Origin of the sequence: Paracoccus rhizosphaerae (assembly GCF_026162645.1) — a bacterium.
Taxonomy (GTDB): domain Bacteria; phylum Pseudomonadota; class Alphaproteobacteria; order Rhodobacterales; family Rhodobacteraceae; genus Paracoccus; species Paracoccus rhizosphaerae.
The window spans coordinates 1-14,822 of sequence record NZ_JAOTBE010000078.1; the positions used below are offsets into that span (position 1 = coordinate 1).

The 14,822-nt window shown below is 60.4% G+C and carries 14 protein-coding genes; 3 read left to right on the forward strand and 11 right to left on the reverse strand.

Annotated elements, in window-relative coordinates:
• Positions 1 to 213 (forward strand): hypothetical protein (locus OC184_RS17505; protein ID WP_265508440.1); only part of this gene is annotated, 213 nt, incomplete at its 5' end.
• Between the two features lie 183 nt (positions 214 to 396).
• Here OC184_RS17505 and iolB read toward each other — a convergent pair.
• From iolB to OC184_RS17560, 11 genes are all read right to left on the reverse strand, one after another.
• The gene (gene iolB, locus OC184_RS17510; RefSeq protein WP_265508441.1) at positions 397 to 1,206 is read right to left on the reverse strand and encodes a 5-deoxy-glucuronate isomerase; all 810 of its coding nucleotides are present in this window, start codon (positions 1,204 to 1,206) and stop codon (positions 397 to 399) included.
• 15 nt (positions 1,207 to 1,221) lie between these two features.
• The gene (gene iolD / locus OC184_RS17515; RefSeq protein ID WP_265508442.1) at positions 1,222 to 3,075 is read right to left on the reverse strand and encodes a 3D-(3,5/4)-trihydroxycyclohexane-1,2-dione acylhydrolase (decyclizing); all 1,854 of its coding nucleotides are present in this window, start codon (positions 3,073 to 3,075) and stop codon (positions 1,222 to 1,224) included.
• A gap of 80 nt (positions 3,076 to 3,155) precedes the next feature.
• Complete coding sequence (locus OC184_RS17520) at positions 3,156 to 5,069, reverse strand: bifunctional 5-dehydro-2-deoxygluconokinase/5-dehydro-2-deoxyphosphogluconate aldolase (RefSeq protein WP_265508443.1); 1,914 nt, start codon at positions 5,067 to 5,069, stop codon at positions 3,156 to 3,158.
• A gap of 54 nt (positions 5,070 to 5,123) precedes the next feature.
• Entirely contained in the window at positions 5,124 to 5,408 is a 285-nt protein-coding gene (locus OC184_RS17525) for a putative quinol monooxygenase (protein ID WP_265508445.1), read from the reverse strand.
• A 33-nt stretch (positions 5,409 to 5,441) separates the two neighbouring features.
• The gene (locus OC184_RS17530) at positions 5,442 to 6,383 is read right to left on the reverse strand and encodes a sugar phosphate isomerase/epimerase family protein (protein WP_265508446.1); all 942 of its coding nucleotides are present in this window, start codon (positions 6,381 to 6,383) and stop codon (positions 5,442 to 5,444) included.
• Positions 6,384 to 6,393: 10 nt separating this feature from the next.
• Positions 6,394 to 7,395, reverse strand: a complete 1,002-nt coding sequence (locus OC184_RS17535; protein ID WP_265508447.1) for a Gfo/Idh/MocA family oxidoreductase — start codon at positions 7,393 to 7,395, stop codon at positions 6,394 to 6,396.
• Positions 7,392 to 8,294, reverse strand: a complete 903-nt coding sequence (locus tag OC184_RS17540) for a sugar phosphate isomerase/epimerase family protein (protein WP_265508448.1) — start codon at positions 8,292 to 8,294, stop codon at positions 7,392 to 7,394. The genes OC184_RS17535 and OC184_RS17540 overlap by 4 nt, the downstream gene beginning before the upstream one ends.
• Before the next feature lie 53 nt (positions 8,295 to 8,347).
• Positions 8,348 to 9,379, reverse strand: a complete 1,032-nt coding sequence (locus tag OC184_RS17545) for a Gfo/Idh/MocA family protein (protein WP_265508449.1) — start codon at positions 9,377 to 9,379, stop codon at positions 8,348 to 8,350.
• A 113-nt stretch (positions 9,380 to 9,492) separates the two neighbouring features.
• Positions 9,493 to 10,317, reverse strand: coding sequence for an ATP-binding cassette domain-containing protein (locus OC184_RS17550; RefSeq protein WP_265508450.1), 825 nt, complete (start codon positions 10,315 to 10,317; stop codon positions 9,493 to 9,495).
• Positions 10,318 to 10,321: 4 nt separating this feature from the next.
• Positions 10,322 to 11,371, reverse strand: coding sequence for an ABC transporter permease (locus OC184_RS17555; RefSeq protein WP_322630226.1), 1,050 nt, complete (start codon positions 11,369 to 11,371; stop codon positions 10,322 to 10,324).
• Positions 11,372 to 11,481: 110 nt separating this feature from the next.
• Positions 11,482 to 12,450 carry a substrate-binding domain-containing protein gene (locus OC184_RS17560; RefSeq protein ID WP_265508452.1) on the reverse strand — a complete coding sequence of 323 codons (969 nt, stop codon included), beginning with the start codon at positions 12,448 to 12,450 and terminating at the stop codon, positions 11,482 to 11,484.
• 281 nt (positions 12,451 to 12,731) lie between these two features.
• Between OC184_RS17560 and OC184_RS17565 the strand changes: the two genes are divergently transcribed.
• Positions 12,732 to 13,760, forward strand: a complete 1,029-nt coding sequence (locus tag OC184_RS17565; RefSeq protein WP_265508453.1) for a LacI family DNA-binding transcriptional regulator — start codon at positions 12,732 to 12,734, stop codon at positions 13,758 to 13,760.
• A gap of 652 nt (positions 13,761 to 14,412) precedes the next feature.
• Complete coding sequence (locus OC184_RS17570; protein WP_265508454.1) at positions 14,413 to 14,706, forward strand: hypothetical protein; 294 nt, start codon at positions 14,413 to 14,415, stop codon at positions 14,704 to 14,706.
• Positions 14,707 to 14,822: the final 116 nt, after the last annotated feature.

Sequence of the window (14,822 nt, forward strand, 5' to 3'; positions counted from 1 at the left end):
CCTCGACAACTTCGAACGCCTTTCAAAGAAGTGGGCGCCAAAACCACGGAAACCCAAAACCTCCACAACGCGGCTCTGATCAAGCTAACACAACTGCGGCCGCCCTCGCCAAATGCTTACGCTGACTTCAGACGGGAAAGGGGAAATCTGATCTTCAAACGCTTCATGCAACAGCGCCTCGTCATGGGCTTCTTGCTCATCTTCGCTCCATAAAAGCTACGATGAGCCAGAACCCCTCCGTCTCGCAATCAACCTAATCTGTCCCATGGGCGCTGACGTCAGACAAGATCGGCCGCAGCCGCTCCATCTTAGTCTCCGTCAAAAAATCGCTCATCGTTCAGGTCTCCTTGCGGTGCCTGAATCATGCCAACTGCTTGAAACCAAGGAGTTTAGAGCCTAATCCGCACCGCATTCCATGATCCACTCGACTTGCGGAGCCGGGACAAACCGCCAGTTGCGGCGAGGGCCCGCCATGACGTTAAGGTAATACATCTCGAAACCGTGTGGCGCACCGCATGGATGGTGGCCCCGCGGCACGCAGACAACGTCGCCGTTGTGGACTGCCATGGTTTCATTCAAGGAAAGATCGTCGGTATAAACCCGCTGGATGCCGAACCCATCGGCCGGATTTAGGCGATGATAATAGGTTTCCTCCAGATAGGTGATCCGGGGAAAATCGTCCTCGTCATGGCGGTGGCTTGGATAGGAAGACCAGTTGCCGGCCGGGGTAAAGACCTCGGTGACCAGCAGGCTGTCGCAGTAGTCCTCGGCCTCCATGGCGATATTGTTGATGAAGCGCGTGTTGCTGCCCTTGCCTCTCTGGGTCAGGGTGATGCCATCAGGGCCAATGCGGCGGGCTTGGTGGCCGCCTTTGCCCGGCGCCTTGCAGATGGCGATGGTCGCATCGGTGGTGGTTTCCAGCGACCAGTCCTGGCCGTTCGGAACATAGAGACAATGGGGAGGTGTCTTTTCAAAGACATTCATCCGCTCGCCCAGCTGGCCCCAATCCTGTCCTGCGGCATGAACCTTGGCCTTGCCTTCGATCATGACCAGAATAACTTCTGTGTCGCCGGTGGCGTCGGCCCATTTTTCACCTGCGCGCAGCTGGATCAGGTCGAACCCGACATAGCGCCAGCCCGCACTCTCGGGCGTGATCTGATGGACCTTGCCATGCGTGCCGAAAGGACGTTTTAGAAGATGGCTCATGTTCTGTCCTTTTGTTCAGTTCAACAGGCGGGCATTGGCGATCTGGGTCAGGTACTCGTCGAACCGGTCGCGCTGTTTTGGCCGGTCGGAAACCTGCGGCACGGCGACGTCCCAGAAGAATCCGTGTTCGCCCGCGGTCGTTTCCAGGCCGGTGCCAGGAAAATCCTTGGCCACCGTCTCGATGACGATGACCGTTGGGATACTGCGGCTGCGCGCGGCCTTGATCTCGGCCTCCAGTTGATCGGTGCCCCCCACCTTGACCGCGTGAGCGCCCATCGAGGCGGCATGCATGACATAGTCGATCTCGGGCTGAACCTCGACATTGCAATCGACATACATGTTGTTGAACGGCTCGCCGCCACAGCCCATGGTCTGCAACCGGTTGATACAGCCATATCCGCGATTGTCGGTCAAGATGACGGTAAAGGGGATGCGCCGCATCACCGCCGTCGCCAGTTCCGAGTTGGCCAGCATATAGCTGCCATCGCCGACGAAACACAGGACATCGCGATCGGGTGCCCCCAGCTTCAATCCCATCGCGCCTGCCACCTCATAGCCCATGCAGCTATAGCCATATTCCATGTGATAGCCGCCCTGCGACGGCTTCCACAGCAGCTTGAGCGCGCCCGGCATCGTGCCTGCCGCGCACATCGCGACCGCGTCGTCGCCAGTCGCGCGCTGCACCGCGCCGATCACCTGACCGTCGGTAGGTTTGGCCGCCTGATCGTTGGGGCGTGCGCAATAGGTATCGACTGCGCGCAGCCAGTCCTGGCGCGCCCCCATGTCCGGTTCGTCGGCGCGATGATCCCCAAGCATCTCCGACAGCGCCTGCAATGTCACCTTGGCATCGCCCACAAGGCTTTCCGCGCCGTGCTTGGCGGCGTCATAGCCGTGAATGTTGATCGAGACGAGCTTGGCGTCCTGGCCGAACAAGGTGCGCGATCCGGTAGTGAAATCCTGAAAGCGCGTCCCGACACCGATGATCAGATCGGCGTTCTGCAATGCCGTGTTTGCGGCGGCCGAGCCGTCCACGCCCGATGCACCGAAATTCATCGGATGATCCTGTGACAGGCCGGATTTGCCCGCCTGCGTCTCCGCCACCGGGATGCGATGCTTGTCGGCGAATTCGCCAAGCGTCTCCTCGGCCTGCGAATAAAGGGTGCCTCCGCCCGAGATGATGACCGGCCGCTTCGCGCTGCGCAGCAGCGACGTCACCCGTGCCAGCTCGTCCAGATCAGGGCGCGGGCGGCGGATATGCCAGACCCGCGGCTGAAAGAACGCCTCGGGGTAGTCATAGGCCTCGCATTGCACATCCTGGCAGAAGGCCAAAGTGGCGGGGCCGCAATTCGCGGGATCCGTCATCACCCGCAGCGCGCGCGGCAGGGCCGACAGGATATGTTCGGGCCGCGAAATCCGGTCATAGTACCTTGATACCGGGCGAAAACAGTCATTGGCCGACACCGTGCCGTCGTCGAAGTCCTCGACCTGCTGCAGCACCGGATCGGGGCGGCGGGTGGCAAAGACATCGCCTGCCACGATCAACAGTGGCAGGCGGTTCACATGCGCCAACGCCGCCGCCGTCACCACATTGGTCGAGCCCGGCCCGATGCTGGAGGTCACTGCCATCGCCCGCGTCCGCTTTTTCGCCTTGGCATAGGCAATGGCGGCATGGGCCATGCTCTGTTCATTCTGGCCGCGCCACGTCGGGAAGACATCACGATAGGCGTGCAGCGCCTCACCCATGCCGGCAACGTTGCCATGGCCGAAAATCGCCCACATGCCGTCGATGAACCGTTCGCCATCTTCCGTCATCTGGACCGACAGCCATTTCACCATGGCCTGTGCAGCAGTCAGTCTGATCGTGCTCATCTCGGCACCCTTTTACATCGTTTGCTTGAAAGAACCTGCTCTTTCAGACCGTGTTTCACCGGGGCGCGAGCCCCTGACCTTCAGGCGGCGTTCAGCCGTGCCTGCATACGCGCACCATCCCACAGCGCACACAACCGTTCAAAGCGATCGGCCATCTGCTCCACGGCGTCGTCATCGGACAGCGATTCCGCCATCCATGCCCGTGCCGGATCGCCGAAGATCGTCCGACCGACGGCAAAACCCTTCACCAGCGGCTGCCGCGCGGCCAAGGCGAAGCTTTCGGCCAACTCGGTCTCTGGCGCGTCAAGCCCCAGAACAACGATACCGCGCACCCGCGGATCGTTGCGCTCAATGGCCTCCACCGCGTTGGTCCATGCCGCTTCCGTGCGAAACGGCTCCAGCTTCCACCAATCGGGATAGACCCCGATGTCGTAGAATTGCTGGATCAGTTTCGCGCTGCTATCGTCATCAACGGGCGCAACCTTGGATGGGATCACCTCCAGCAGGAACTCCAGGTTGTTGCGTCGCGCGGCGGTATAAAGCCGCTTGACCCGCTCCTCCTGCAATTCGCGCATGACGGCATCATCATCCGGGTGGCAGAATACCAGAAGTTTGACGACATTTTCCCGCGCCCATTCGCGGAACTGCCCCAGATCTTCGCCCAATTCCGGCTCGAACCGGATCGGGCGGGAACCGGGCAGTTCGGTCGGGCGGCCGATCCACAGCCCCGAGCCGCTGGCGGCATGCAGCGCGCGCCGCCCGATGCGGTTGTCGCACAGGATGCCATAGCCATCCCGGCCGTCCTGCACCTTCAGCGCCGCCTTCAGGCACAGCTCCTTGAAGGCGCCGCCCTTGGCTGGGGTATAGCCTTCCATTTCTTCAAGCTGCATCCGGTGATCGAAGGCAAAGGTCCGCAATGTCGACCAGTCGCCGTGCCGGTTCGTGACCCAATGGACCTGCTCCAGTTCGGTGTCGTTGCGAAGGTCGGGGCGGGTAATGCCTCGCTGAAAGAAGAACTGCAGTTCGTCCCAGGATGGATACGCCGGGGTGCAGCCATGCCGCGACACCGCAAAGGCCCCGCAGGCATTGGCGTATTTCAGCGCCACCGGCCACGCTTCGTCATCAAGCCAACCCTTCAGAAGGCCGCTCATGAAGCCGTCGCCTGCCCCCAGCACGTTGAAGACCTCGATTGGGAAACCCGGTCCGGTTTGGCCCTTATCCAGGCTGTCGGGGATCGTACCGGTAAAGGCCACCGCACCCATCGGCCCGCGCTTGCAGACCAGCGTGGCCTGCGACACCGCGCGCACGGCCCGCAATGCGGCGATCGTGTCGGTAGATCCGCCCGCGATGTGGAACTCTTCCTCGGTGCCGACGATCAGGTCGAACAGATGCAGCGTTTCCTGCAGACTTTCCGTCACCCGCGTGCTCTCCACGAATCGGCTCTCGCCGTCGCCATGCCCGGCCACGCCCCACAGGTTCGGGCGATAGTCGATGTCCAGCGCGGTCCGACCGCCATGCTTGCGCGCAAGTTCCAGCGCCTTCAGCACCGCCGCTCGCGGCGTTTCGTGCGCCAGATGCGTACCTGTGGCGACCACAGCGCGGGCCGAGGCGATGAAGTCTTCATCCACATCATCGACGCACAGCGCCATGTCCGCGCAGTTCTCTCGATAGAAAATCAGCGGGAACTGCTCCTGATCGCGAATTCCCAGCAGAACCAGCGCAGTCAGGCGTTCAGGATCGGTCTTGACCCCTGTCACGTCGACCCCGTGACGGATCAGTTCCTCGCGGATGAAGCGGCCCATGTGCTCATCGCCAACGCGCGACAGCAGCGCCGATCTCAGCCCTAACCGCGCAGTTCCGCACGCCATATTGGTGGGCGATCCCCCAATGTACTTGTCAAACGACCCCATATCTTCGAGCCGACCGCCGATCTGCGCTCCGTATAGATCTACCCCGGCGCGGCCGATGGTGATGACGTCCAGCGTCTTGTTCATGTGATCCCCCATGTTCGAATACCTCTCGGCCCGTGACCTGCAACGAACGTGAATTCAGCCCGCGACATTGATGGTCTCGAACGTAAGACAGCGATGGAATTGTTCGTGAAAGGCGATGAACGCCTGGGTATGCGGCTGTTCCATATGGAAATCATGCGCCGCGCGATCTTTCCACGTCTCGACAAAGACCAGCCTCTCGGGATCGTCGGTGCAGGTATAGAAGTCATAGGCAAGACAGCCTGGCTCGGCCCGCGTCGCGGCCTGTGCCGCCGGCGCACGCGCAAGAATCTTCGGCCGTGTGCCGGGTTGGCAGTCGATCGTGATGATGAACTTGTACATCGGACACTCCTTGCGCGTGCGGGCTGCGCGGTGTCAGCGGATAATCGTGGCCCGCAGCGCATCGATCGAGGACTGGATGCCCGCCTCGGTGGACATGGTGAAATCCTCCATCTCCAGCGACACCCAACTGTCATAGCCCATCATACCGATGACCGAGAAAAACTCTTTCCACCATTGCAGGTCGTGGCCTGCGCCGACGGCGACATAGTTCCAGGCACGATTGGCAACATCGGTGACTTCTTTCGTCTCCAGAAGGCCGTTGACGTCGCACAGTCCGCGTTCGATGCGGGTGTCCTTGCCATGCACATGATGGATCGCCGGGCCGAGCGCACGCGCAACGGCGATCGGGCAAGCCCCCTTCCAGAACAGATGCGACGGATCGAGGTTCATGCCGACCATGTCGCCGACCTCGTTCCGCAGCCGGAACAGGGTCTCCGGGTTCCAGACCAGCATGGCCGAGAAGTTTTCCAACGCGATCCTTTTGACGCCCACCTTGCCCGCATGCTCGACCAGCCCGCGCCAATACGGGAACGCGCGGTCCTCCCACTGATACCGGTCGCGTTCAGGCATCTCGTCGGGCCAGCTTTTCGTGTAAACGAGCCAGTTGGGCACCGTGTCGCCCGGGGCCGCCTCGGGAAGGCCGGACATGGTGACGATCTTTTCGACGCCGATCTCACCGGCAAGGGTAAAGGTCTCCTCGATCTCCTTGCGGTGCTTTTCGCCCATGGCGCCCGGATCAAGCGGATTGCCCGAACAGTTCAGCGCGGCGATCTGCAGCCCGCGGGCTTCGATTTCCTTCAGACGCCTTTTCAGTTCGTCCCGGTCGGCCAACAGCATGTCGGCGCGAAAATGCGGCGCCGGGGACCACCCGCCGCCCGTCATCTCGATGCCCTCGACCCCCAGTTTGACGCATTTGTCCAGCATGTCGGTAAAGGACAGATCGCCCATCACATCGGTACAGATGGAAAGTTTCATTGTCACATCCTCAGGCGTAAAGCGCCGGTTTCTCGATCATGCTGATCTTTTCATGTGCCCCGCTTTCGACGGCGCGCAGCGCGGCATCCGCGACCAGGGTCGAGGCATAGCCGTCCCAGGCCGAAGGTCCGGTTGCGGTCCCCTGCGCTGCCGCGACGATCCATTCGCGGAACTCCTGGTCATAGGCTTCGATGAAGCGTTCGCGCCAATCTTCGGGAATGGCCTGTCTGGTGCCGTATGCGTCGCTGACGACGGTCGCGGGCCGGTTTGGAAGTGCCGCAACGCCGGTTTCGCACGACACTTCGCCCCGGATGTCATAGCCGTACGCGATGTTGACCGAGATCTCGACGATCACGATGGCGCCCGAGGCACAGTGCAGCAGCACGATATGCGGGTCTCGCAGATCGCCTCCGATGGTCGAATGGCGCGGAAGACGGACCTCGACCCCGGTTACCTCGTCCGACAAGAGCCAGCGCGAGATGTCCGCGTCATGGACAAGCGTGTCATTCAGCGGCATGTCCGATGTATAAAGCCCCGCCGGGACCGACGCATTTCGATGAACGGACTTGTACATCAGCGGCGCGCCAAGGGTGCCGCCATCGATCACGGCCTTCAGACGACGGTAATCGGCATCGAACCGGCGCATGAATCCCACCTGCACAAGACGGCGTCCGAATGCGGTTTCCGCCTTGATGACGTTAAGCGCGGACTCCTCGCTGGTAACCATCGGCTTTTCGCAGAAGACCGGCTTTCCGGCGTTGATGCAGGCCAGAAGCTGTTCTTCATGCGCGGGACCCCAGGAGCAGATCACCACAGCATCGACCGTATCCGATGCAATCAGCGCCAGGGGGTCGTCGAAGACCGCCGCACCGTCGGGCGCGGCTGCTTCGGCACGTTCGCGCGAAATGTCGGCAACGGCGGTCACCGCCACCCCGCTCAGCACCTTGGTCAGGCGGCGGATATGGTCCTGGCCGATCATGCCGGTCCCGATGACTCCGACCTTCAGGCTCATTTGCCCACTCCGTATTTTTCGACGTAACGCTTGGTTTCGGACAGCATGAAACGCGCGCTGTCCTCGGCACGGTCTTCCCAGCCAAAGACGCAGTTCGACAACACCCCGTCGAACTTCAGTTCAGCCAGGGTCTGGAAGAACAGGTCCCAGTCGATTTCGCCCTGCCCGTAATCCAGATGCTGGTGCACGCGCACCTTCGATTCCGGCGGGTTGACGATATACCGCAGCTGCGACGACTTGTTATGATCATAGGTGTCGGCAAGGCGCACGTGCTCCAGCAATCCGGCCGTCGCGAGCAGGTTCGACCGCATGTCGGGACCATAGAAGAACGTGTGCGGCGCGATGAAAGATGCGCGGACCATCGGCGAGTTGATCGTCTTGATGATGTCGACGGCTGGATGGATTTCCTCGATCCAGTCCTCGGGATGGGCCTCCAGCGACAGCTTGATGCCCTCGCGCTCCAGAATTGGCACCAGAACGTCCATGGCGCGGAAGAACTGGCCTTCGCAGACCTCCGGGCGGTGGATGCCGCTGTTGTCGTTCAACGAGCGGTTGGGCGACCCGCCGCGGCCGAACTCCGATACGAACATCGGACACTCCAGCTCGACGGCAAGTTCAATAGCGCGCTTCCAGTTGGAGATCGCCATATCCCATTCGTCGGCATAGGGCGAGGACCAACGGTACATGGGCTGAATCGTCGCAAGCCCAACATTGTGGTCCTTGAGCGCCTTTTTGAACGCCTGGATACGTTCGGGATAAAGCTTCGGTCGTGTCCACCATGAGAAGAAATCCGGGCGAGGCGACATTTCGATGTGATCATAGCCCAGCTCAGCGACGTTGCGGACTGTGTCCTCCAGCGACAGGTGGCGGACCATATGGGGATCCAGGGTGTATTTCATGTTATTCTCCCATGGGGCGTTTCGGGACCGCGCCTGATCCGGCGCGCGGTATGCTAGAGGGTGACAGAGGCACCAATCTCGGCGCTACGACGTGCGGCATCCAGGACGGCGATCGTGCGGGCTGCCTGTTTTGCGGTGACGGGCGGAGCGGTTCCGTCGCGGACCGACCTGGCGAAAGCGGCATAGTAATCGTGGTAGCGACCCTGCTCGGCTGGTACCGTCTCGTCGTCATCGCCCACGCGAAGGATCGGCCAGTTGGATTCCGGCTCGTATCCCCATGTTTCGGGCGAAAGCGCAGGCCGTTCCCCGGCAAAAATCTGCTGCGCCTGCACGTCCGTAGCACGGCTGGTAAAGCTGCCGTTCGAGCCATAGGCGCGCAGTTCGCGCAGGTTCAGATGATTGCATTTGCTGGCGTTGATGTGGCTGTGGGCACCCCCCTTGTGGCGCAGCGTCATGGTGAAGCTGGCGTCCGTGCGGCCTTGGGGCAGGTTCAGATGGTCCATCTGGCAGTCGACCGACAGCACCGGACCCAGCAGATAAATCATCTGATCGACGAGATGGCTGCCCAGGTCGCGCAGCAAGCCGCCGGTTGGCCCTGCCTCAAGGCTCGCGGGATCGTCGAAATCCATGCGCGAGTGGATGCGCCAGACCTCGCCCAGACGACCGCCTTCCAGAACTTTGGCAAGGGTCTGCAGATCGCTGTCGAAGCGTCGGTTTTGATAGACGCCAAGGACGATCCCGGCCGCGTCAGCAGCCCGGTCCAGCTCCAGCGCCGCATTCTCGGACGGCGCGAACGGCTTGTCGGCGATGACGTGCAGCCCGCCGGCGATGGCTTCCAGAACCAGTTCGCGGCGGGTCTGCGGCGGCGTGGTGATGGTCACGGCGTCGCAGGTATTTGATCCGATCAGCGCAGCAAGGCTTGGAAACACCGGGATGCCGGGCCAATCCGACCGCGCCTTGGCCGCGGTCTTTTCGGCGCGCGCCACAATCGCGGTCAGTTCGCAGCCCTCGGCGGCGTCGATGAACGGGGTATGAAAGTGACGTCCGCCGGTTCCGTAGCCGACGCATCCGATCCGCAGGGTCATGGTCTTTGTTTCCGTAGGGCGGTTTGGGTCAGGTCGGTGGCCCGGCCGGGAGGAGAGAGTGCCGGACCACCGAAGACGTGGCGGCGCGGCCTGTCGGCGCGCCGCCAATTCTGTCAGCAGGTCGTTGATGCAGGCGGCACATGCCCGCCACGGGTCTGCATGTAGCCCTCGATCGACGCCTCGAGGTCGGCCATGGATTCTCCGCCCGCCATCAGATCGGCAATCTCCTCGCGTGTCTTCTCACCCTTTCGGAAGTCGGCCGCGATGGCCCCGCGGATCAGCACTGCGAAATGATCGCCGACGGCCATTGCATGCATCACCTGATGCGTGATGAAGATCACCGCAAGGCCGCGGCGGCGTGCCTCACCGACGATGCGGAGCACATGCGCAGCCTGCTTGACGCCGAGCGCGGCGGTGGGCTCGTCCAGGATCAGCACCCGCGCCCCGAAATAAACTGCCCGCGCGATGGCAAGGGACTGACGCTCGCCGCCAGAAAGCCCACCGCACAGGCGATCGCCGTCGGTGATGCGGGTGATGCCAAAATTCTGCACCGCCTCTACCGCAATCGTATTTGCCCTGTGCCGGTCGAAGATCTTGAACGGTCCCCAACCTTTTGTCGGTTCCTGACCGATGAAGAAATTGCGGCCTACTGACATCAACGGATAGGTGCCGCCGAACTGGTGAACAGTGGCGATACCTGCGGCTTGGGCTTCCTTCGGCCCCGAGAAGCTGACCGGTTTGCCATCCATCAGCATCTCGCCCCGTGTCGGCTTGTGAACGCCTGAAAGGGTCTTAATCAAGGTCGATTTGCCTGCGCCGTTGTCGCCCAACAGGCACAATACTTCGCCGGCGCGCACCTTCAGCGTGATCTCATGCAGAACGTCGATGGGGCCAAAGCTCTTGTCGACCGCTTTCATTTCAAGGACAGGTTCGGTCATGGCATCACTTCCCCTTTTTCGCGGCGGACATCGAAGTCGCCATGTTTCGGAAGGTGTCGTTCATCAGAACCGCGATCAGCAGCATGACACCGATGATGAGGGACGAGAGGTTGCGGTCGAAGGGTGTATAGCCGATCCCCTGCTGCACGATCGCCAGGGTCGCAGTTCCGAAGAAGATCCCGGCCACGGTTCCGAAGCCACCGGTCAGAAGCACGCCACCGACCACCACGGCGATGATGCAGTTGAAGATCAGCGCAAAGTTGGTGGTTGTCGTCGCCGAGTTCGACAGGATGGCTTCGCAGACACCCGAAAGGGCGGCGGCCATGGCGGCCAGGATGAACAGCGCGATCTTCAGCTTGTCGATGGGAATACCGGCGTTGCGGGCGCTTTCCTTGTCGCCGCCTAGCGCAAAGATCCAGTTCCCCCAGGGCGACAGATGCAGGATGTAGTAAAGCACAGCAGCGATGGCCAGCCACCAGAAGACCGAACTTTGAAGACCCCAGACATGGTAGTCGCCGAAGACGAACTTGGCCCACGCGGGCGAGGTCAGGGCCTGGCTGGTGGTATCCGTGAGCGCAAGGGACAAGAACAGCGTCAGGCCCGAAACCGCGAACAGGGTTGCAAGCGTCACGATCAGCGATGGCACCTTGGTGCGGGTGACCAGCATCCCGTTGACCCATCCAATCAGGGCGGCAAGGCCAAAGGTGATCAGCAAGCCGACACCTACGGGCAAACCATAGTAGCCGACGGCTATGGCCATGGACATCTTTGCAGCGGGAACTACAGCCCCGATCGAAATATCCAGCTCTCCGGCAATCATCAGAAAGCCAATCGGGATAGCGATCATGCCAACTGTCGAAGCCATGTTCACCCAGGATGACACACCGAAAGGGGACAAGAAGTTTCGATCATAGCCAAAGTAGGCGAAGAACACGAAAACGATCACCATGCCCATGAAGGCGCCGACTTCGGGGCGCCGAAGGAGGGCTCCAAATGAAAGTGGCGTCGAGGTGGCAGGTCGAACTGCCTGCGGTGTCTGAGATGTAGATTGCATGATCTTAACAGCCTCTTTCGGCAATGAGCGGTGCCCGGCTCCGTGCGAGCCAACCTTTTCGGGCCTGGAACTTCCCGGGCCGAAACGGCCCGGGAGAAAGACGCATTCGATCAGCGTGCGCCTGCGGACACGCCTGCGAGCGCAGTGTCGATGTTCGAGGCATCGACAATAGCCGGGCCCGTCAGCACCGGATCGGTTGCCAGTTCCGTTCCGAAGTCGATATGAGCTGCCAGCATCGATGTCGCGAGGAAGCCCTGCAGATAGGGCAGTTGGTCGATGGCCATCTTCTGCGTGCCTGCCTGGATGCGGTTCAGAGCCGCTTCGCTGAGGTCGAAGGCTCCAACCATGACGCGGTCGCCCGCTCCGATCTGCTGCACTGCATTAGTGGACGCATCTGCGGACGATGCAGACAGCGAGATCACTGCATCGAAGCTTTCATCCGCGATCAACTCGGACTTGATCGCTTCAGCGAGACCGGTAATGTCTCCGTCTAGGTTGGCCGGGGTCCGCAGGATCACAACTTCGGATCCTGCCTCCGTGCCCCCCTTCTCGACACCGGCGCAACGCGCTTCATGGTTGACCGCGCCCGGGGTATGGATGTGACACAGAATTTTTGTCGCGCCCTGTTCGGCCATATAGCGTCCACCAGCCTCGCCGGCGATGAACTCGTCCGAACCGAAGTAATTAATGCCCGAGACATCCTCTTTCACATCAAGTCCTGAGTTGAACACCATGATTTTGATGCCCTTCTCGGCCGCCGCCTGCAGCGCGGGAACTTGTGCCTCTGGTACCCAGATGGGGATGGCGATTCCGTCGACGCCCTGTGCAACAGCCTGGTTGATCAGGTTGACAAGGTCGGGGCCGAAGTTGTCGTAATTCGCCGTCCGCAGATAGTTGACCGAGCCACCATTGGCCTCGACCACAAGGGTCGCATCATCGACGCCCTTCTTGATGAGGTTGAAAAAGCCGTCTTCGATGGAACCGGCTATCACTGCGATATCCGCTGCAGATGCGGGCACCGCAGCCAGTGCGAGGCTGGCAGCGGCGACAGTCGCCCTGAGTGTCTTGGTCAGTCTCATGCGGTATTCCTCCCTATAACTGTTCGCGGCGCAATTCATCGGCGAACGCCGGCATCGTGCCGTACGAACTTATGAAACTCGTCTTCTCGCTTGCAGTCAGCCGCGCTCCCCGCTCGGCCAGCCCTGCCCGCTGCTCCTCTGCGCCGGGCTCATGATGAATGACCCATTGACACGTAGTCGATCAATAGAGTTCATTTGCTTCGACCACTTTTGTTCCAAAACGTTTCAAAGCGCACTTGGAATGATACATAGTGAGACAATCTGAGATGACGGGAGCTATGATGTCACGACCCACCATCAAGGACGTTGCCCGAGAGGCCGGAGTATCGATCTCTACCGTGAACCGTGTGATCAACAACGCCCATTCAGTTCGCGGCTCGACCCGACAGCTAGTATTGGGCGCTGCTGAGAAGATTGGCTTCTACGGGCTTGGCAGCATCGAGAAATCAGTCATGCAGGCACGCCAAACGATCAACTTGGGGGTGATCCTGCATCAAGGACATCGAGTGTTTTACCGCGATCTGGGCAATGCCCTACGCCGCCAGGCTGAGCAATTCGTCAGCGCCAACATCGTGATTGAGTTGCATTATATTGACGACCTCTCTCCTGACAATATTGCCAGGAAGATTACCGAAATCGGGCAACGTTGCGATTGTGTGGGTGTAGTCGCGGCTGAACATCCGGTGATTTCAGACGCGATTAGCGCCCTTTTAGCGGCCGGTACGCCGGTCATGGCACTCATCGGTCCTCTCTCGGCAGAGGGTAACATTGGCTACATCGGTCATGACAACTGGAAAAAGGGCAGAACCGCTGCGTGGGCCTTCCACCACACGTGCCGTACACCTGGAAAGATTGGAGTTCTGCTGGGTAATCACCGCTATCGAAACCAAGAGATAAACGAGAGCGGTTTCCGGTCCTATCTACGCGAACAGAATGCGGGTTTTGTGGTGTTAGAGCCGCTCCAGACCTTTGAGTCGGCTGCAATTGCCCGAGAAATGACCGAGAGACTTCTTGATGAGCATCCTGACCTTTGCGGCCTGTTCGTCTCAGGCGGCGGAATCACCGGTGCATTGGCGGCATTGAGAGACCGGCCGCGCCCGAAGGAGTTCGTCTGCGTCGCTTACGAAATTTTCGATGCGACGCGCGCTGGTCTTATCGATGGGACGATCACCATGACCCTTTCCTACCCTATCAGAACTTTCGCGCGCGAAATTATTTCCACTATGGTGAAAGCACATAATGCTGGACCGGATGCAGGGGCGCAACGAGTCAATATTCCAATAGCCATCCACACCTCCGAGAATGTTTAATGCTCAGCTGCTGCAACTGCCTCAGGCTCCCAAGCAGCCGGGAGATTGCATCGTCGAGCTATACGACGGCGGCCAGAGCCCGGCCTTGCGTCTTCAGATAAAGTTCAGCACTCTCAGACCGCGCACCAGCGCCTGCGCCTCGCGGGTGGTGAGGCCCTTGATCGTAGCTGTTCCGCAAGCGTCGAAAAATCGTAGCTCAGGCTGAAGCGGGAACGGAGCCGCGGAGCTTGCTTTACGTATCGTCCGAGCAGTCGTAGAGTTTGGAAAGATCGATATCCTCCTCGCCCGTGTATATCAAAAGCAGGCCGCAGTCAGCATCAGTTCGATGGTACGCGCGATGTTGAATCATTTTCTACCAGCCAAATTGGCATACTGTTCGTCCGGTCCAAAAGTCGTGACAAGATTATTGAACGTTCAAATATAGCTGCGAGCACACGCTTCGGTTGCAATTACCCTGCGAGAGGAGTTCTTCCAAGCCACGCCAGAGGCCAAAAATTAAGTAAGGTTGTACATAACTTTTGGTCTTCACCTCATCCAACGCGCTTACTTGGTGCACTGGCAGCTCCGCCGACTGACAGAGGTATTGTACATGTTGATGTTTTCACATGATCTGAAGGAATGGTTAGCTCACGCGCAACTTCTGGCGCAGCGAATGGCCATCCTCATCGTGCTGCTTTCCGCCACCCTCGCCGCCTGCGCAACGCTAGCCGCCGTTCTGGGCATCCTTCCCTGGATCGACCTGTCGGTCCTGATCTCGGGAAAGCCTTTCCATCTTGGGATGCCCGTCCAGCTGACCCTTACGATCTTTCTGCTCGGTCTGACTGCATTCCTGCCCTCTTCCGCCCGCGTCATGGCTCTCGAAGTTTCGCACCGGCAGTTCAAGACCTCCATGGAAGACGTCGCCCGCGCTTATCATGCGGCCCATGCAGCAGACCGGAGAGGCTGACGTTGCCCCCAACTTTTATCCAGCGTGAGCGAGACTCCGGGTTTGGTTTTTGCCTGTTTGGGCGGGTTGGGCAACGGGGGCTGGCGCGGAGCTTTGTGGGTTGCGCAGCGTCAGGC

Bases quoted from the DNA above. Each gene is read 5' to 3' on its own strand.
- OC184_RS17545 (WP_265508449.1), bottom strand. From the start codon at position 9,379: ATGACCCTGCGGATCGGATGCGTCGGCTACGGAACCGGCGGACGTCAC.
- OC184_RS17530 (WP_265508446.1), bottom strand. From the start codon at position 6,383: ATGAAACTTTCCATCTGTACCGATGTGATGGGCGATCTGTCCTTTACC.
- OC184_RS17520 (WP_265508443.1), bottom strand. From the start codon at position 5,069: ATGAACAAGACGCTGGACGTCATCACCATCGGCCGCGCCGGGGTAGAT.
- OC184_RS17535 (WP_265508447.1), bottom strand. From the start codon at position 7,395: ATGAGCCTGAAGGTCGGAGTCATCGGGACCGGCATGATCGGCCAGGAC.
- OC184_RS17560 (WP_265508452.1), bottom strand. From the start codon at position 12,450: ATGAGACTGACCAAGACACTCAGGGCGACTGTCGCCGCTGCCAGCCTC.
- OC184_RS17565 (WP_265508453.1), top strand. From the start codon at position 12,732: ATGTCACGACCCACCATCAAGGACGTTGCCCGAGAGGCCGGAGTATCG.
- OC184_RS17550 (WP_265508450.1), bottom strand. From the start codon at position 10,317: ATGACCGAACCTGTCCTTGAAATGAAAGCGGTCGACAAGAGCTTTGGC.
- OC184_RS17540 (WP_265508448.1), bottom strand. From the start codon at position 8,294: ATGAAATACACCCTGGATCCCCATATGGTCCGCCACCTGTCGCTGGAG.
- iolB (WP_265508441.1), bottom strand. From the start codon at position 1,206: ATGAGCCATCTTCTAAAACGTCCTTTCGGCACGCATGGCAAGGTCCAT.
- OC184_RS17555 (WP_322630226.1), bottom strand. From the start codon at position 11,371: ATGCAATCTACATCTCAGACACCGCAGGCAGTTCGACCTGCCACCTCG.
- OC184_RS17525 (WP_265508445.1), bottom strand. From the start codon at position 5,408: ATGTACAAGTTCATCATCACGATCGACTGCCAACCCGGCACACGGCCG.
- OC184_RS17570 (WP_265508454.1), top strand. From the start codon at position 14,413: ATGGCCATCCTCATCGTGCTGCTTTCCGCCACCCTCGCCGCCTGCGCA.
- iolD (WP_265508442.1), bottom strand. From the start codon at position 3,075: ATGAGCACGATCAGACTGACTGCTGCACAGGCCATGGTGAAATGGCTG.